The following is a 14,945-nucleotide window of genomic DNA, read 5'->3' as shown; positions in this document are numbered from 1 at the left end:
CGGCGAAGTTGGTCTTTATATACTCCTTCATCACCCTTAAGCGGGTCATACCATCCACGGGCGGCGCTGGTGGAATGTCTCCCAATGGCCCATCGGGCGTCGTGTCCGGAGGTGTGGTGACCTGGTGGTGATCATGTCCGGTGCCCCCTCGCGTTGTGGCTTCCTCAACAATTCGAAATGCCTGCGAACATGATGCGTGAGTAGTGAAACCATCGAGGGGAATTCACTCGTGCGCGGGCCCGTGGAATTCTCCGCGTCGGGCTCGCGCCCCCGGCGCGCACCGGCCTCCGCTCAACTGCTCGCCCTCCGCCCCCCTTGTGACGACCGTTCCGGGCGCCTCGCCCCTCCGGCCCGCGTCGAGCGCCTCTCGGAGGGCGTCCGGGGGCGAGGGCACCGCGGTGCGGGCCGGGTGGATCCGGCGGGCGCCAGTGGTCGCGGAGGACGACGTTCCGTCACGGCCCGCATGGTCGGGGTCCGTTGGTGGCACGATGGTTCTGGTGGGGTGTGCGAGAGCGGACGCCCCGATCCGGGAGCGGAACCGACCGAGGGTGTGTGATCAGAGTGGCCATCTCGCTATCAGTGGTACTGCTGTTGGCGATCATCCTCGTGGTGTTGATACGGGGCGGGTCCCTGAAGGCGGGGCCGGCGGTCGTCGCGGTGCTCTTCGGCTTCTTCCTCGCGTCGACCGGGATGGCCGACGACATCCAGCGCTTCCTCAACGCGGTCGGCAACTCGATCGCCTCGATCGACTTCTGAGCCGGGAGAGTCGCCGGCACGCCCGGCCGCCCGCACCGGGCCGCGGCCCGGGTGGCGACGCGCCCGGGGCGTGACGGACCCCCGGGGTGCACCGGCGCGCTCGGCCTCCGCCCTCCGTCGCCGGCCCCGTGTGCCCACGCGGCCGCCCCGGCGACCACGTGCCGCCGCCGCGACCGTGCACTCCGCCGCCGAGGCGCGCCGGGTGGGAGGCCGAAGGCGGCGGGCGGGAGACGTCGCGGGCGGCCGGAAGCGAGCCGCCCGCGCCCGGGAGGAACGCGGCGAGGCCGGCCCGGGAACCCCGGGACCGGCCTCGATCGCACTGACTGGAGCGGGCGACGGGAATCGAACCCGCGTAGCTAGTTTGGAAGACTAGGGCTCTACCATTGAGCTACGCCCGCACGGACGAACCGCAGGTCATCGACCGCGACTCGATGTGCATCCTAGCGGGTCGCGGGCCCGGGGCGCACACCCGTTTCCGGTGATCGGGCCGCCCCGGAAAATGCGGCGGCCCCACTGCCTGCGGCCATGTACCCTACGTGTCGCACCGACGGGGTGTGGCGCAGCTTGGTAGCGCGTCCGCTTTGGGAGCGGAAGGCCGTGGGTTCAAATCCCGCCACCCCGACCACGCGAAGATCGCCTTTGGGGCGGTGTATCGCCTGCGGCTACTATGCACACTGCGCGCCCGTGTGTCCGCACGTTTTGTACGCAGCACTGCCCCGGCCGAGACGGTCGTGGCAGCTCTGTACACGCACACGTACGTCTCTCAGGGCCGCTACTGTGCCGAGGTTCCCCGTTCCGGGAGCGGCCCGGCAGACACCCCAGCAGTCAGCCACAAGGAGACCGAACCGTGAAGAGCGCCGTGGAGACCCTGAACCCGACCCGGGTTCGGCTCACTGTCGAGGTGCCCTTCGAGGAGCTCAAGCCCAGCCTCGACGCGGCGTACAAGAAGATCAACCAGCAGGTCACGGTGAAGGGCTTCCGCAAGGGCAAGATCCCCGCCCGGGTCATCGACCAGCGCTTCGGCCGCGGTGCGGTGCTGGAGGAGGCCGTCAACGACGCCCTCCCGAAGTTCTACACCGAAGCGGTCAACGAGGCCGAGCTGAACGTCCTGGGACAGCCCGAGGTCGACATCACGGAGCTGAAGGACGGCGAGACGCTGAACTTCACCGCCGAGGTCGACGTCCGTCCCGCCATCGAGATCCCCGACTACTCGGGCATCGAGGTCGAGGTGGACGCGGTCGAGGTGACCGACGAGGACGTCGACAAGGCCGTCGAGGAGCTGCGCGGCCGCTTCGCCTCCACCTCTCCGGTCGAGCGCGCCGCCGCCGAGGGCGACGTCGTGACGATCGACCTGGAGGCCAAGGTCGACGGCGAGGTGCTCGACGACGGCGTCGCCAGCGGCGTCACCTACACCATCGGCTCCGGTGAGCTGCTGGACGGCGTCGACGACGCCGTGACGGGCCTGGAGGCCGGTGGCGAGGCCACCTTCACCTCCCAGCTCAAGGGCGGCTCGGCCGAGGGCAAGGACGCCGAGGTCAGCGTCAAGGTCACCCAGGTCGCCGCGCGCGAACTGCCCGAGCTGGACGACGAGTTCGCGCAGCTCGCCTCCGAGTTCGACACGCTGGACGAGCTGCGGGCGGACAGCCGCAAGCGCCTGGAGAACATGAAGCAGTACGACCAGGCGACCCAGGCCCAGGAGCGGGTGCTGGAGAAGCTGCTCGAACTGGTCGAGGTCCCCGTCCCCGAGAAGCTCCTTGAGGACGAGGTCAACACCCGCAAGCACAACCTGGAGCACCACCAGCTCGGCCAGATGGGCCTGACCCTCGACAAGTACCTGGAGATCCAGGGCAAGACCGCCGAGGAGTTCGAGGACGAGACCAAGGCCGCGGCGATCAAGGGCATCAAGACCCAGTTCGTCCTGGACGAGCTGGTCAGCAAGGAGAAGCTGAACGTCAACCAGGAGGAGCTCACCGAGCACCTCATGCGGCGGGCCGCTTCCTCCGGCATGTCCCCCGACCAGTTCGCCCAGGCGGTCGTCGAGGGCGGTCAGGTTCCGATGCTGGTGGGCGAGGTCGCCCGTGGCAAGGCGCTGGCCGTCGTGGTCGAGGCCGCCACGGTGAAGGACACCAACGGCGAGGTCGTCGACCTGGACGACGACGAGGACGAGGTCGCCGAGGCCACCGAGGTCGTCGAGGCCGCGGAGGGCACCGAGGTCGAGGCGAAGGCGGACAAGGGCGAGGCCCCCTCGGCCTGACCCCTCCCGCGGTTCGACGCCGTGGACCCCGAGCAGGGCCCGGAAGCGCATGCGCGCCTCCGGGCCCTGCCGCCGTTCGCGGGCCCGGCGACGGCCCCGCGACGGGGTCGGGCGGCCCCCGCGGCGACGCCCCCGCCCCGCCCCGGCCACCTGCGCTGACAGCGAACAGTTCCCCATGCGGGATGGCCCTCGGCCGCCATCGCGTTAGGGTCCATGAGTACGAGGGCAGGGGAGCCCCCGTACCCGCCGCGACGCGGCGCAGCGCGGGGCCCCGTGCCCCAGCGGAAGACGTGAGACGGCCCGGCGCCGTCGTAAGACGAGCAGGTGGATACGTGACGAATCTGATGCCCTCCGCCGCCGGCGAGCCCTCCATCGGTGGTGGCCTCGGTGACCAGGTCTACAACCGGCTGCTCAACGAGCGGATCATCTTCCTCGGCCAGCCGGTCGACGACGACATCGCGAACAAGATCACCGCACAGCTGCTGCTCCTTGCCTCCGATCCGGAGAAGGACATCTACCTCTACATCAACAGCCCCGGCGGCTCGATCACCGCGGGCATGGCGATCTACGACACCATGCAGTACATCAAGAACGACGTGGTGACGATCGCCATGGGCATGGCGGCCTCGATGGGGCAGTTCCTGCTCAGCGCGGGCACCCCGGGCAAGCGCTTCGCCCTCCCGAACGCGGAGATCCTCATCCACCAGCCGTCCGCGGGCCTCGCGGGCTCCGCCTCGGACATCAAGATCCACGCGGAGCGGCTGCTGCACACCAAGAAGCGGATGGCGGAGCTGACCTCGTTCCACACCGGCCAGAGCGTGGAGCAGATCACCCGCGACTCGGACCGCGACCGTTGGTTCGACCCGATCGAGGCCAAGGAGTACGGCCTGATCGACGACATCATGCCCACCGCGGCGGGCATGCCGGGCGGCGGTGGCACCGGGGCGGCCTGAGCCGGCGCGGAAACCGGTCCCACCGAGCCCCCAGTCGACCGTCACGGCGCCTCGGCGCCCTTCAGGAGAGTGACCCAATGAACGACTTCCCCGGCCGCGGCCTCTACGCCCGCACGGAGGCCGAGTACACCGGCCCCCGCGCCGAATCCCGCTACGTCATTCCCCGTTTCGTGGAGCGCACCTCCCAGGGCGTGCGCGAGTACGACCCGTACGCGAAGCTCTTCGAGGAGCGGGTGATCTTCCTCGGCGTCCAGATCGACGACGCCTCCGCCAACGACGTCATGGCGCAGCTGCTGTGCCTGGAGTCGATGGACCCGGACCGCGACATCTCCGTGTACATCAACAGCCCCGGCGGCTCGTTCACGGCGCTCACCGCGATCTACGACACCATGCAGTTCGTGAAGCCGGACATCCAGACGGTGTGCATGGGCCAGGCCGCCTCGGCGGCGGCGATCCTGCTGGCCGCCGGCACCCCGGGCAAGCGCATGGCGCTGCCCAACGCCCGGGTGCTGATCCACCAGCCGTACAGCGAGACGGGCCGGGGCCAGGTCTCCGACCTGGAGATCGCCGCGAACGAGATCCTGCGGATGCGCGCGCAGCTGGAGGAGATGCTCGCCAAGCACTCCACCACGCCGATCGAGAAGATCCGCGAGGACATCGAGCGCGACAAGATCCTGACGGCGGAGGACGCCCTGTCGTACGGTCTGATCGACCAGATCATCTCCACCCGGAAGATGAACAACTCCAAGGTCGTGTGACCCGCCACGGCATGATTTGCTGCCCCTTGACGTAGCGTCGTCGTCTCCCGCTGAATCCGTCCGGGTTCACGGGAGGCGACGTGAACCGCGCCAAGGGGGGCCCGAACGGGGGGCCCGGCAAGGTACCGTCGAATATGAGGCACCAGGAGTCGCTTGCACGGGCGTCTCCCAGGCGAAGGGGAAGCACCTCGTGGCACGCATCGGTGACGGCGGCGATCTGCTCAAGTGCTCGTTCTGCGGCAAGAGCCAGAAGCAGGTCAAGAAGCTCATCGCAGGCCCCGGTGTGTACATCTGCGACGAGTGCATCGACCTCTGCAACGAGATCATCGAAGAGGAACTCGCCGAGTCGAGCGAAGTGCGGTGGGAGGAACTCCCCAAGCCCCGCGAGATCTACGAGTTCCTGGAGGGCTACGTCGTCGGCCAGGAGGCCGCGAAGAAGGCCCTCTCGGTCGCGGTCTACAACCACTACAAACGCGTCCAGGCGGGAGAGAGCGCGAGCTCCCAAGGGCGCGACGACATCATCGAGTTGGGCAAGTCCAACATCCTGCTGCTGGGCCCCACCGGATCCGGCAAGACGTTGCTCGCGCAGACGCTCGCCCGGATGCTGAACGTCCCGTTCGCCATCGCGGACGCGACCGCGCTCACCGAGGCCGGCTACGTCGGCGAGGACGTCGAGAACATCCTGCTGAAGCTGATCCAGGCGGCCGACTACGACGTCAAGAAGGCCGAGACCGGCATCATCTACATCGACGAGATCGACAAGGTCGCCCGCAAGAGCGAGAACCCGTCGATCACGCGTGACGTCTCCGGGGAGGGCGTCCAGCAGGCCCTGCTGAAGATCCTGGAGGGCACCACCGCCTCCGTGCCCCCGCAGGGCGGACGGAAGCACCCGCACCAGGAGTTCATCCAGATCGACACGACGAACGTGCTGTTCATCGTGGGCGGGGCGTTCGCCGGCCTGGAGAAGATCATCGAGTCGCGGGCGGGCGCCAAGGGCATCGGCTTCGGGGCGACCATCCGCTCCAAGCGGGAGATCGAGTCCAAGGACCAGTTCGAGAGCGTCATGCCCGAGGACCTGGTCAAGTTCGGGATGATCCCGGAGTTCATCGGCCGGCTCCCGGTCATCACCTCGGTGCACAACCTGGACCGTGAGGCCCTCCTCCAGATCCTGGTGGAGCCCCGCAACGCCCTGGTGAAGCAGTACGAGCGGCTGTTCGAACTGGACGGCGTGGAGCTGGACTTCGAGCGGGACGCGCTGGAGGCCATCGCGGACCAGGCGATCCTGCGCCAGACGGGCGCCCGCGGTCTGCGCGCCATCATGGAGGAGGTCCTCCAGTCGGTGATGTACGAGGTGCCGTCCCGCAAGGACGTGGCCCGGGTGGTCATCACCGCGGACGTGGTGCACTCCAACGTCAACCCGACGCTGATCCCCCGGGACTCCCGGGGCCGCGGACCGGGCGAGCAGAAGAGCGCCTGACCCGCCGCACTGCGCGGACGGGCCCCGGACGATCCGTCGTCCGGGGCCCGTTCGTCTGCCGACGGTCGGTCAGTCCTTGACCCGGATGTCCTTGCGGAGGTCCGCCGTCACCTGCGCCGAGACGTTCAGCGAGACGCCGTTGCCGCTCTCCGCGGGGATCACCATGGCCACCGTGCTGTAGTCGGCCCACATGCAGATGTACTGGGTGTCGATCTTGCCGTCCCGGTCCTTGGCCTGGGCCTGCTGGCACTTGAACACCGCGCCGTCCCCGTTGTCCGGCTCGACCGTCTTGACCTCCCCGATCACCTTGAGCTTCTCGGCCTTCTCCTGGGACATGGAGGCGAAGGAGGCGTCGACGGCGGCCTCCGGGTCCTTCACCTCGCCGTAGAGACCGATGAAGGTGACCGCCTTGGAGGAGGCGATCTGCTCCGGCGTCGGCTGGGCGCCGGGGGACAGGTCGACCGTGGCCCACATGGCGGAGACCGCCTTGGCGTCGGTGACCCCGCTCTTGGCGAGTTGCTTGCCGGTGTCCGAGGAAGAGGCGTCCTCGGCGGGCTTCTCGGGGGTCAGCCGCTTGTACTCGCCGTGGAGCACCTTCTCCGGCGTGGTCAGCTTGTGCGGGCCGTCGTCGGCGGGGCCGGACTCCCCGTCGCCCAGCACCAGGAACGCCCCGAGGCCGGCCGCGGCGACCACGGCGACCGCCACGCCGATGATCAGCCCGGTCTTCTTCTTGCCGCCCGCCGGCACCGGCTGCTGCGGGAAGCCGTACCCCGGCTGGCCGGGCTGCTGGGGGAAGCCGTAGCCGGGCTGCGGGGGCTGACCGGGCTGCTGCGGCTGGCCGTAGCCCGGCTGGGCCTGGCCGTACCCGGGCTGGGGAGGCTGCTGGGGGTAGCCGTAGCCGGGCTGCGGGGCCTGCGGCGGCTGGCCGTAAGGGCCCGGCTGGCCGTACGGCCCCGGCTGCCCCGGCTGGCCGCCGCCGTACGGGCCCGGCTGGTGGTTGCTCATGGAACGTTCCTCCCCGATGTTTATGTGCTCCCGACATCCTGACGCAACGCCCGGGCGCGGGGCAGCGGCGGGGTGGGCACCGTTACGAAACCCATGGTTTCTGCACGGGACCGTGACGCCCCTAAACTGGGCGCGTGACCGAGAACTCTCAGCAGCAGAACCAGAGCCCCAGCACCGAACTGCCGACCCAGTACGCGCCGGCCGAGGTAGAGGGGAAGCTCTACGAGCGCTGGGTGGAGCGCGGTTACTTCGAAGCGGACGAGAAGAGCGACAAGCCGCCGTTCACCGTCGTCATCCCGCCGCCCAACGTCACCGGCAGCCTGCACCTCGGGCACGCCTTCGAGCACACGCTGATCGACGCCGCCACCCGCCGCAAGCGGATGCAGGGCTTCGAGACCCTGTGGCAGCCCGGCATGGACCACGCGGGCATCGCCACCCAGAACGTCGTCGAGCGCGAACTGGGCAAGGAGGGCAAGTCCCGGCACGACCTCGGCCGGGAGGCGTTCGTCGAGCGGGTGTGGCGGTGGAAGGAGGAGTCCGGCGGGCAGATCTCCGGTCAGATGCGTCGTCTCGGTGACGGCGTGGCCTGGTCGCGGGAGCGCTTCACCATGGACGAGGGCCTGTCCCGGTCCGTCCAGACGATCTTCAAGCGGCTCTTCGACGACGAGCTGATCTACCGGGCCGAGCGCATCATCAACTGGTGCCCCCGCTGCCTCACCGCCATCTCGGACATCGAGGTCGAGTACCAGGACGACGACGGCGAGTTGGTCTCCATCCGCTACGGCGAGGGCGAGGACTCCCTGGTCGTGGCGACCACCCGGGCCGAGACCATGCTCGGGGACACCGCGGTCGCCGTCCACCCCGACGACGAGCGCTACCGCCACCTCGTGGGCCGGACCATCGCCCTGCCGCTCACCGACCGGCGCATCCCGGTCGTGGCGGACGCGCACGTCGACCCCGAGTTCGGCACCGGCGCCGTCAAGGTGACCCCCGCGCACGACCCCAACGACTTCGAGATCGGCCAGCGCCACGACCTGCCCACGGTCACGGTGATGGACGAGCACGCCGTCATCACCACCCCCGGCCCGTTCCAGGGACTGGACCGGCTGGAGGCCCGCAGCGCCATCGTCGCCGCGCTCCGCGCCGAGGGCCGGATCGTGGCCGAGAAGCGCCCGTACGTCCACTCCGTGGGCCACTGCTCGCGCTGCAAGACCACCATCGAGCCCCGGCTCTCCCTCCAGTGGTGGGTCAAGGTCGCCCCGCTCGCCCAGGCCGCCGGGGACGCGGTGCGCAGCGGCGAGGTGGCGATCCACCCGCAGGAGATGGAGAAGCGGTACTTCGACTGGGTGGACAACCTGCACGACTGGTGCATCTCGCGCCAGCTGTGGTGGGGCCACCGCATTCCGGTCTGGTACGGCCCGGACGGCGAGGTCGTCTGCGTCGGCCCGGACGAGGAGCCGCCGACCGGCGAGGGCTGGCACCAGGACACCGACGTCCTCGACACCTGGTTCTCCTCCGGCCTGTGGCCGTTCTCCACCCTCGGCTGGCCCGAGCGCACCGAGAGCCTCGCGAAGTTCTACCCGAACTCCATCCTGGTCACCGGCTACGACATCCTGTTCTTCTGGGTCACCCGGATGATGATGTTCGGCCTCTACGCGATGGACGGCACCCCGCCCTTCAAGACCGTCGTGCTGCACGGCATGGTCCGCGACCAGTTCGGCAAGAAGATGTCGAAGTCCTTCGGCAACGCGGTCAACCCGCTGGACTGGATGGACACGTACGGCTCCGACGCCCTGCGCTTCACGTTGGCGCGCGGCGCCAACCCGGGCGTGGACGTGCCGATCGGCGAGGACTGGGTGCAGGGCTCCCGGAACTTCGCCAACAAGATCTGGAACGCGACCCGGTTCGCGCTGATGAACGGGGCCACCGTCGAGGGCGAACTGCCGCCCGTCGAGCAGCTCTCCGCGACGGACCGGTGGATCCTCTCCCGGCTCAACGCCACCATCGCGGAGGTCGACGCCCTCTACGAGGACTACCAGTTCGCCAAGCTCTCCGACGCGCTGTTCCACTTCGCGTGGGACGAGGTCTTCGACTGGTACGTGGAGCTGTCCAAGACCACGTTCATGGCCGGCGGCGAGGCGGCCCGGGTCTCCGGGCGGGTCCTCGGCGAGGTCCTCGACGTGACGCTGCGGCTGCTGCACCCGATCGTCCCGTTCGTGACCGAGACCCTGTGGACCACCCTCACCGGGGGCGAGTCCGTGGTGATCGCCGACTGGCCCGAGGACAGCGGCTTCCGGGACCCCGCCGCCGAGCGGGAGATCGGCACCGTCCAGCAACTGGTCACCGAGGTCCGCCGGTTCCGCGCCGACCAGGGCCTCCAGCCCGGCCAGCGGGTGCCCGCGCGGCTGACCCTGGACGGCTCGCCGCTCGCCCCGCACGAGGCGGCCGTCCGGCAGCTGCTGCGGCTCCAGCCGGAGGGCGAGGGCTTCGCCGCCACGGCCACCCTGCCGGTGGCGGGCGTCGAGGTGGCCCTCGACCTGTCGGGCACCATCGACGTGGCCGCCGAGCGCAAGCGGCTCGCCAAGGACCTGGCCGCCGCCGAGAAGGAGAAGGCGCAGGCCACGGCCAAGCTCGGCAACGAGGCGTTCCTGGCCAAGGCGCCCGATCAGGTGGTCGACAAGATCCGCGGTCGGCTCGCCAAGGCGGAGGAGGACATCGTCCGCATCGAGGCGCAGCTGGAGCGGCTCCCCGCCGCCTGACGGCCACCGGGAGCACCTCCCGCACCCCCGGCCCGGCCCGGTCCCCGCGACCGGCGCCGGGCCGGGGCGTTCCCGGGTCCCGGCGGCCGGTGCGCCGCTGTCGGCGGGGCTCCGTAGACTGGCCCCCGTGAGCGAGTTCCCCCCTGACGACCCGGACCGTGCCCCCTCGGACCCCGTGGACGGGTTCCCCGACGACGAGGCCGGCGGGTTCGACCGCTTCGACGAGATCGTCGAGGCCGAGACCGACCGCGACCCCGACCTCGCGGTGATCGAGGCGGGGAGCCGCACCCTGCGCACCCAGCGCGGTGCCCCCGAGCAGGACCTGCCCGGCCGCCCCGAGGACCCGGAGGTCGACCGGGCGCTGCGCGAGGTGGAGACGGAGTTGGCGTCCCGTTGGGGCGAGACCAAGCTGGAGCCGTCCGTCCGGCGGATCGCCGCGCTGATGGACGTCCTGGGCGAGCCGCAGCGCTCGTACCCGTCGATCCACGTCACCGGCACCAACGGCAAGACCTCCACCGCCCGCATGATCGAGGCCCTGCTCGGCGCCTTCGACCTGCGCACCGGCCGGTACAGCTCGCCCCATGTGCAGTCGATCACCGAGCGGATCAGTCTGGACGGGGCCCCGATCGCCCCCGAACGGTTCGTGGAGACGTACCGGGACGTCCAGCCGTACGTGGAGATGGTCGACGCCCAGCAGGACTACCGGCTCTCCTTCTTCGAGGTGCTGACCGGCATGGCGTACGCGGCCTTCGCGGACGCCCCCGTCGACGTGGCGGTGGTCGAGGTCGGCATGGGCGGCGCCTGGGACGCCACCAACGTCATCGACGCCTCGGTGGCCGTGGTGACCCCCATCGACCTGGACCACACCGACCGGCTGGGCTCCACGCCCGGGGAGATCGCCGTCGAGAAGTCCGGGATCGTCAAGCCGGGCGCGACGGTGATCCTGGCCCAACAGCCGGTCGACGCGGCGCAGGTGCTGCTGAAGAAGGCCGTCGAGGTCGACGCCACGGTGGCCCGCGAGGGGCTGGAGTTCGGGGTGCTGGCCCGGCAGGTCGCGGTGGGCGGGCAGTTGCTGAAGCTGCGCGGCCTCGGCGGCGAGTACGAGGAGGTCTTCCTCCCGCTGCACGGCATTCACCAGGCGCACAACGCGGCCGTGGCGCTCGCCGCGGTGGAGGCGTTCTTCGGGGTCGGCGCCCAGCACGCGCGCCCGCTGGACGTGGACACGGTCCGCAAGGCGTTCGCCGCGGTCACCTCCCCGGGGCGGCTGGAGGTCGTCCGCCGTTCGCCGACGGTGGTCCTGGACGCCGCGCACAACCCGGCCGGCGCCCGGGCGGTGGCCGAGTCGCTGGGCGAGGCCTTCGGCTTCAGCCGGCTGATCGGCGTGGTGGCGACCAGTGCCGAGAAGGACGCCCGGGGGCTGCTCGAAGCCTTCGAGCCGGTCTTCGCGGAAGTCGTCGTCACCCAGCACTCCACCCACCGCGCGCTGGGCGCCGACGAACTCGCCGCGATCGCGGTGGAGGTGTTCGGCGAGGACCGGGTCCAGGTGGAGCCCCGGCTCGACGACGCCATCGAGGCGGCGGTCACCCTCGCCGAGGAGGAGGGCGAGTTCTCCGGCGGGGGAGTGCTCGTCACCGGTTCCGTGTTCACCGTCGGCGACGCCCGACTGCTCCTCGGGAGGGGCTGACCCATGCGCACCCTGTGTTCGTCCACCCTGCTCGCCGAGTTCTTCGTGATCGGGTTCGCCGGGCTGGTCGCGATGAAGGACCCGGACCTCTCCGCGGGCACGGTGTGGACCGTGTGCGGGGTGCTGATGGTGCTCAGCCTGCTGCTGTGCGGCATGGTCGGCCGGGAGACGGGGGTGCGGCTCGGCTGGGCGCTCCAGGTCCTGTTGGTCGCCGCCGGGTTCTACGTCCCGGTGATGTTCGTGCTCGGTGTCTGCTTCGGCGTGCTGTGGTGGGCCTCGATCCACTTCGGCCGGAAGGTCGACGAGGCGAAGGCCCGGTGGGCGGCGATGAGCGAGGAGTCCACGGTCAGCCCAGGGCCTGACGCTGCGTGACGGTATCCGGTGCCTTGCCTGTACCCTCTGAGCACTCGCACACCGGTGATCGAAGGAGTCCACACCCATGACCCAGCGCAGCCTCGTCCTCCTCAAGCCCGACGCCGTCCAGCGCGGTCTGGTGGGCGAGATCGTCGGCCGCATCGAGCGCAAGGCGGGCTGGCGGATCACCGCGCTGGAACTGCGCACCCTGGACCGGGCGACCCTGGAGCAGCACTACGCCGAGCACGTCGGCAAGGTCTTCTACGAGCCGCTGATCGCCTTCATGTCCTCCGGCCCGGTGGTCGCGCTGGTGGTGGAGGGCGAGCGGGTCATCGAGGGCATCCGCACGCTGGCCGGCCCCACCGACCCGATCGCGGCGGCCCCCGGTTCCATCCGGGGCGACTTCGGCACCGTCACCCGGGAGAACCTGATCCACGCCTCGGACTCCGAGGAGTCGGCGGAGCGCGAGCTGAAGATCTTCTTCCCCGGTCTCGTCTGACCGGCCCCCGCGGCCCGGGCCCGTGCGGGGCCCGGGGCCGCCCGCGCACCGGCGAGCGCTGACACCCCCTCACGGCGCCCGGCCCCACCGGGGAGCGACCCTTCGGACATGTGCACGCCGATCGGGGGAACGCATGGCTCCATCCGCACGTCCCCCATAGCGGGGCGACGGTTCATCTGCTGACAATGGCGAAGACCCTCGCGCCGTGTCCGTGCAGGCGAGACTACGATGGAAGCCTCCACGCCACACAGCACACACACGCCGACCTGAGGAGCACTCATGTGCTCCGTCCGGGAAGGCCAGACGCATCCTCTTGGGGAACAACATGTCGTTCATCGGCCGTGACATGGCTGTCGACCTCGGGACCGCCAACACGCTGGTGTACGTCAGGGGCCGGGGGATCGTGCTCAACGAGCCGTCCGTGGTCGCGATCAACACCAACACCGGTGGCATCCTCGCGGTCGGCTCGGAAGCGAAGAAGATGATCGGGCGCACCCCGGGCAACATCGTGGCCGTGCGCCCCCTGAAGGACGGGGTGATCGCCGACTTCGAGATCACCGAGCGGATGCTCCGCTACTTCATCCTGAAGATCCACAAGCGGCGCTACCTCGCCCGTCCCCGGGTCGTCGTCTGCGTGCCCTCGGGCATCACGGGCGTCGAACGCCGCGCGGTCATCGAGGCGTCCTCCCAGGCCGGTGCCCGGCAGGTGCACATCATCGAGGAGCCCATGGCCGCCGCCATCGGCTCCGGGCTCCCGGTCCACGAGGCCACCGGCAACATGGTGGTGGACATCGGCGGCGGCACCACCGAGGTCGCGGTGATCTCCCTCGGCGGCATCGTGACGGCCCAGTCGATCCGGGTCGCCGGCGACGAACTGGACAACGCGATCATCCAACACATCAAGAAGGAGTACAGCCTCCTGCTGGGCGAGCGCACCGCCGAACAGATCAAGATCACCATCGGCTCCGCGTACGACCTCGACCAGGACGAGCACACCGAGATCCGCGGCCGCGACCTGGTCTCGGGCCTGCCCAAGACCGTGGTCATCTCGGCCGCCGAGGTCCGCAAGGCCATCGAGGAACCCGTGAACGCGATCGTGGACGCGGTGAAGACCACCCTCGACAAGTGCCCGCCCGAACTCTCCGGCGACGTCATGGACCGGGGTATCGTCCTGACCGGCGGCGGCGCCCTGCTGCGCGGCCTCGACGAGCGGCTGCGCCGCGAGACCGGCATGCCGATCCACATCGCCGAGGACCCGCTCGACTCCGTCGCGCTCGGCTCCGGCAAGTGCGTCGAGGAGTTCGAGGCGCTCCAGCAGGTGCTGGACGCCCAGCCCCGCAGGTGAGCCGCTGGCCCGCCCCCACGCCACGACGGTGACCGTCGCGGCCGCGGGGGAGCGGTCGGCCGTCCGGCCCGCCGGACGGCCGGGAGGACCACAGCCACCGATTTCCGTACGCTCCGCACATTCCGACGAGGAAGGCACGGCCGCCGCACGTGAGGGACACACGAGAGAGCCGACTGCTCCTGGTGCTGCTGGTCGTCATCGCGTTCGCGCTGATCACCGTGGACATCAGGGGCGGGGAGGACTCCCCGGTCGACGGCGCCCGCCGGGCCGCCGCCACGGTGCTGGGCCCGGTGCAGGACGGGGTGTCCTCGGCGGTCGACCCCATCGGCAACGCCATCGGCGCCGTCCGCGACTCCGGTGAACGGCACGACCGGATCGCCGTCCTGGAACGCGAGAACGCCGCCCTCAAGGCCCGCCTCGGCAGCGACGACCGCAACCGCAGCCGGGTCCGCCAACTCGACGCCCTGCTGAAGAAGGCCGGCGCCGGCCGGTACGGCATCAAGGCCGCCGAGGTCATCGGCATAGGAGCCGCCCAGGGCTTCTCCTGGACCGTCACCCTCGACGTCGGCGCCCGCGACGGCGTCACCCGCGACATGACCGTCCTCAACGGCGACGGGCTCGTCGGCCGGGTCACCACCGTGGGCCCATCCACCGCCACCGTGCTGCTCGCCAACGACCCCGACTTCACCGTCGGCACCCGCATGGAGAAGACCGACGAGCTCGGCTTCACCTCCGGCGGCGGTGACGGCCCGCTGCGCGTCAGCCTGCTCAACGGCAAGTCCAAGGTGAAGAAGGGCGACCGGCTCGTCACCTTCGGCTCCAGCGCCGACAAGCCGTTCGTGCCCGGCGTCCCGGTCGGCCGGGTGGTCCGCGTCGACCCCTCCGGCGGCGACCTCACCCGCACCGTCTACGTCGAGCCCTACGTCGGCTTCACCAAGCTCGACATCGTCGGCATCGTCGTCGAGGCCCCCCGCGAGGACCCCCGGGACGCGGTGCTGCCGCCCGCCCCGAAGCCCACGCCCACGCCGACCGTGACGGTCACCGTCACCCCGTCCGCGCAGGCGCCCGGCCAGGCCGGGCAGACCGCAGAGCAGTAGGAGC

General features: G+C 70.4%; 12 protein-coding genes and 2 tRNA genes. 12 read left to right on the top strand and 2 right to left on the bottom strand.

All coding sequences use genetic code 11. The features are described 5' to 3' along the window. The first annotated feature begins 561 nt into the window (after positions 1-561). Positions 562-756 (top strand): hypothetical protein, encoded by a 195-nt coding sequence (locus ACSMX9_RS07600; RefSeq protein WP_351238823.1) that lies wholly within the window; start codon positions 562-564, stop codon positions 754-756. A 324-nt stretch (positions 757-1,080) separates the two neighbouring features. Here the strand turns inward: ACSMX9_RS07600 and ACSMX9_RS07595 are convergent. Continuing rightward, positions 1,081-1,154: transfer RNA gene (locus tag ACSMX9_RS07595), tRNA-Gly, on the bottom strand. Positions 1,155-1,304: 150 nt separating this feature from the next. On the opposite strand from ACSMX9_RS07595, the gene ACSMX9_RS07590 reads away from it, so the two are divergent. The 5 genes from ACSMX9_RS07590 to clpX all read left to right on the top strand — a co-directional run bounded on the left by ACSMX9_RS07590 (position 1,305) and on the right by clpX (position 6,198). Beyond that, positions 1,305-1,381: transfer RNA gene (locus ACSMX9_RS07590), tRNA-Pro, on the top strand. 222 nt (positions 1,382-1,603) lie between these two features. After that, the gene (tig, locus tag ACSMX9_RS07585) at positions 1,604-3,010 is read left to right on the top strand and encodes a trigger factor (RefSeq protein ID WP_445401004.1); all 1,407 of its coding nucleotides are present in this window, start codon (positions 1,604-1,606) and stop codon (positions 3,008-3,010) included. Between the two features lie 344 nt (positions 3,011-3,354). Next, on the top strand, positions 3,355-3,963 hold the full coding sequence (locus ACSMX9_RS07580) for an ATP-dependent Clp protease proteolytic subunit (protein ID WP_351238821.1): 609 nt from the start codon (positions 3,355-3,357) through the stop codon (positions 3,961-3,963). Between the two features lie 77 nt (positions 3,964-4,040). Beyond that, positions 4,041-4,721 carry an ATP-dependent Clp protease proteolytic subunit gene (locus ACSMX9_RS07575; RefSeq protein ID WP_351238767.1) on the top strand — a complete coding sequence of 227 codons (681 nt, stop codon included), beginning with the start codon at positions 4,041-4,043 and terminating at the stop codon, positions 4,719-4,721. A 190-nt stretch (positions 4,722-4,911) separates the two neighbouring features. Further along, positions 4,912-6,198, top strand: coding sequence for an ATP-dependent Clp protease ATP-binding subunit ClpX (gene clpX / locus ACSMX9_RS07570; RefSeq protein ID WP_366116907.1), 1,287 nt, complete (start codon positions 4,912-4,914; stop codon positions 6,196-6,198). A 69-nt stretch (positions 6,199-6,267) separates the two neighbouring features. Here the strand turns inward: clpX and ACSMX9_RS07565 are convergent, their stop codons facing one another. Next, positions 6,268-7,203, bottom strand: coding sequence for a hypothetical protein (locus ACSMX9_RS07565; RefSeq protein WP_445401002.1), 936 nt, complete (start codon positions 7,201-7,203; stop codon positions 6,268-6,270). A 134-nt stretch (positions 7,204-7,337) separates the two neighbouring features. On the opposite strand from ACSMX9_RS07565, the gene ACSMX9_RS07560 reads away from it, so the two are divergent. The 6 genes from ACSMX9_RS07560 to mreC all read left to right on the top strand — a co-directional run bounded on the left by ACSMX9_RS07560 (position 7,338) and on the right by mreC (position 14,941). Next, on the top strand, positions 7,338-9,962 hold the full coding sequence (locus tag ACSMX9_RS07560; RefSeq protein ID WP_445401000.1) for a valine--tRNA ligase: 2,625 nt from the start codon (positions 7,338-7,340) through the stop codon (positions 9,960-9,962). A 127-nt stretch (positions 9,963-10,089) separates the two neighbouring features. Beyond that, complete coding sequence (folC, locus tag ACSMX9_RS07555; RefSeq protein ID WP_445400998.1) at positions 10,090-11,646, top strand: bifunctional tetrahydrofolate synthase/dihydrofolate synthase; 1,557 nt, start codon at positions 10,090-10,092, stop codon at positions 11,644-11,646. A 3-nt stretch (positions 11,647-11,649) separates the two neighbouring features. Then, a complete protein-coding gene (locus ACSMX9_RS07550; RefSeq protein WP_351238759.1) occupies positions 11,650-12,018 on the top strand; it encodes a DUF4233 domain-containing protein in 369 nt (122 codons plus the stop codon). Positions 12,019-12,085: 67 nt separating this feature from the next. After that, positions 12,086-12,499: a nucleoside-diphosphate kinase gene (ndk, locus tag ACSMX9_RS07545; protein WP_445400996.1), complete on the top strand. Its 414-nt coding sequence runs from the start codon at positions 12,086-12,088 to the stop codon at positions 12,497-12,499. Between the two features lie 325 nt (positions 12,500-12,824). Further along, positions 12,825-13,844, top strand: coding sequence for a rod shape-determining protein (locus ACSMX9_RS07540; protein WP_351238755.1), 1,020 nt, complete (start codon positions 12,825-12,827; stop codon positions 13,842-13,844). 149 nt (positions 13,845-13,993) lie between these two features. Next, entirely contained in the window at positions 13,994-14,941 is a 948-nt protein-coding gene (gene mreC, locus ACSMX9_RS07535; RefSeq protein WP_351238753.1) for a rod shape-determining protein MreC, read from the top strand. The last annotated feature ends 4 nt before the right edge of the window (positions 14,942-14,945 follow it).

The organism is Streptomyces sp. LE64, assembly GCF_052606915.1.
Note: the sequence above shows the minus strand (reverse complement) of the source record. Positions and strands in the feature narration are given on the sequence as shown.

Bases quoted from the DNA above. Each gene is read 5' to 3' on its own strand.
- ACSMX9_RS07580 (WP_351238821.1), top strand. From the start codon at position 3,355: ATGCCCTCCGCCGCCGGCGAGCCCTCCATCGGTGGTGGCCTCGGTGAC.
- ACSMX9_RS07575 (WP_351238767.1), top strand. From the start codon at position 4,041: ATGAACGACTTCCCCGGCCGCGGCCTCTACGCCCGCACGGAGGCCGAG.
- ACSMX9_RS07565 (WP_445401002.1), bottom strand. From the start codon at position 7,203: ATGAGCAACCACCAGCCGGGCCCGTACGGCGGCGGCCAGCCGGGGCAG.
- ACSMX9_RS07550 (WP_351238759.1), top strand. From the start codon at position 11,650: ATGCGCACCCTGTGTTCGTCCACCCTGCTCGCCGAGTTCTTCGTGATC.
- ndk (WP_445400996.1), top strand. From the start codon at position 12,086: ATGACCCAGCGCAGCCTCGTCCTCCTCAAGCCCGACGCCGTCCAGCGC.
- ACSMX9_RS07540 (WP_351238755.1), top strand. From the start codon at position 12,825: ATGTCGTTCATCGGCCGTGACATGGCTGTCGACCTCGGGACCGCCAAC.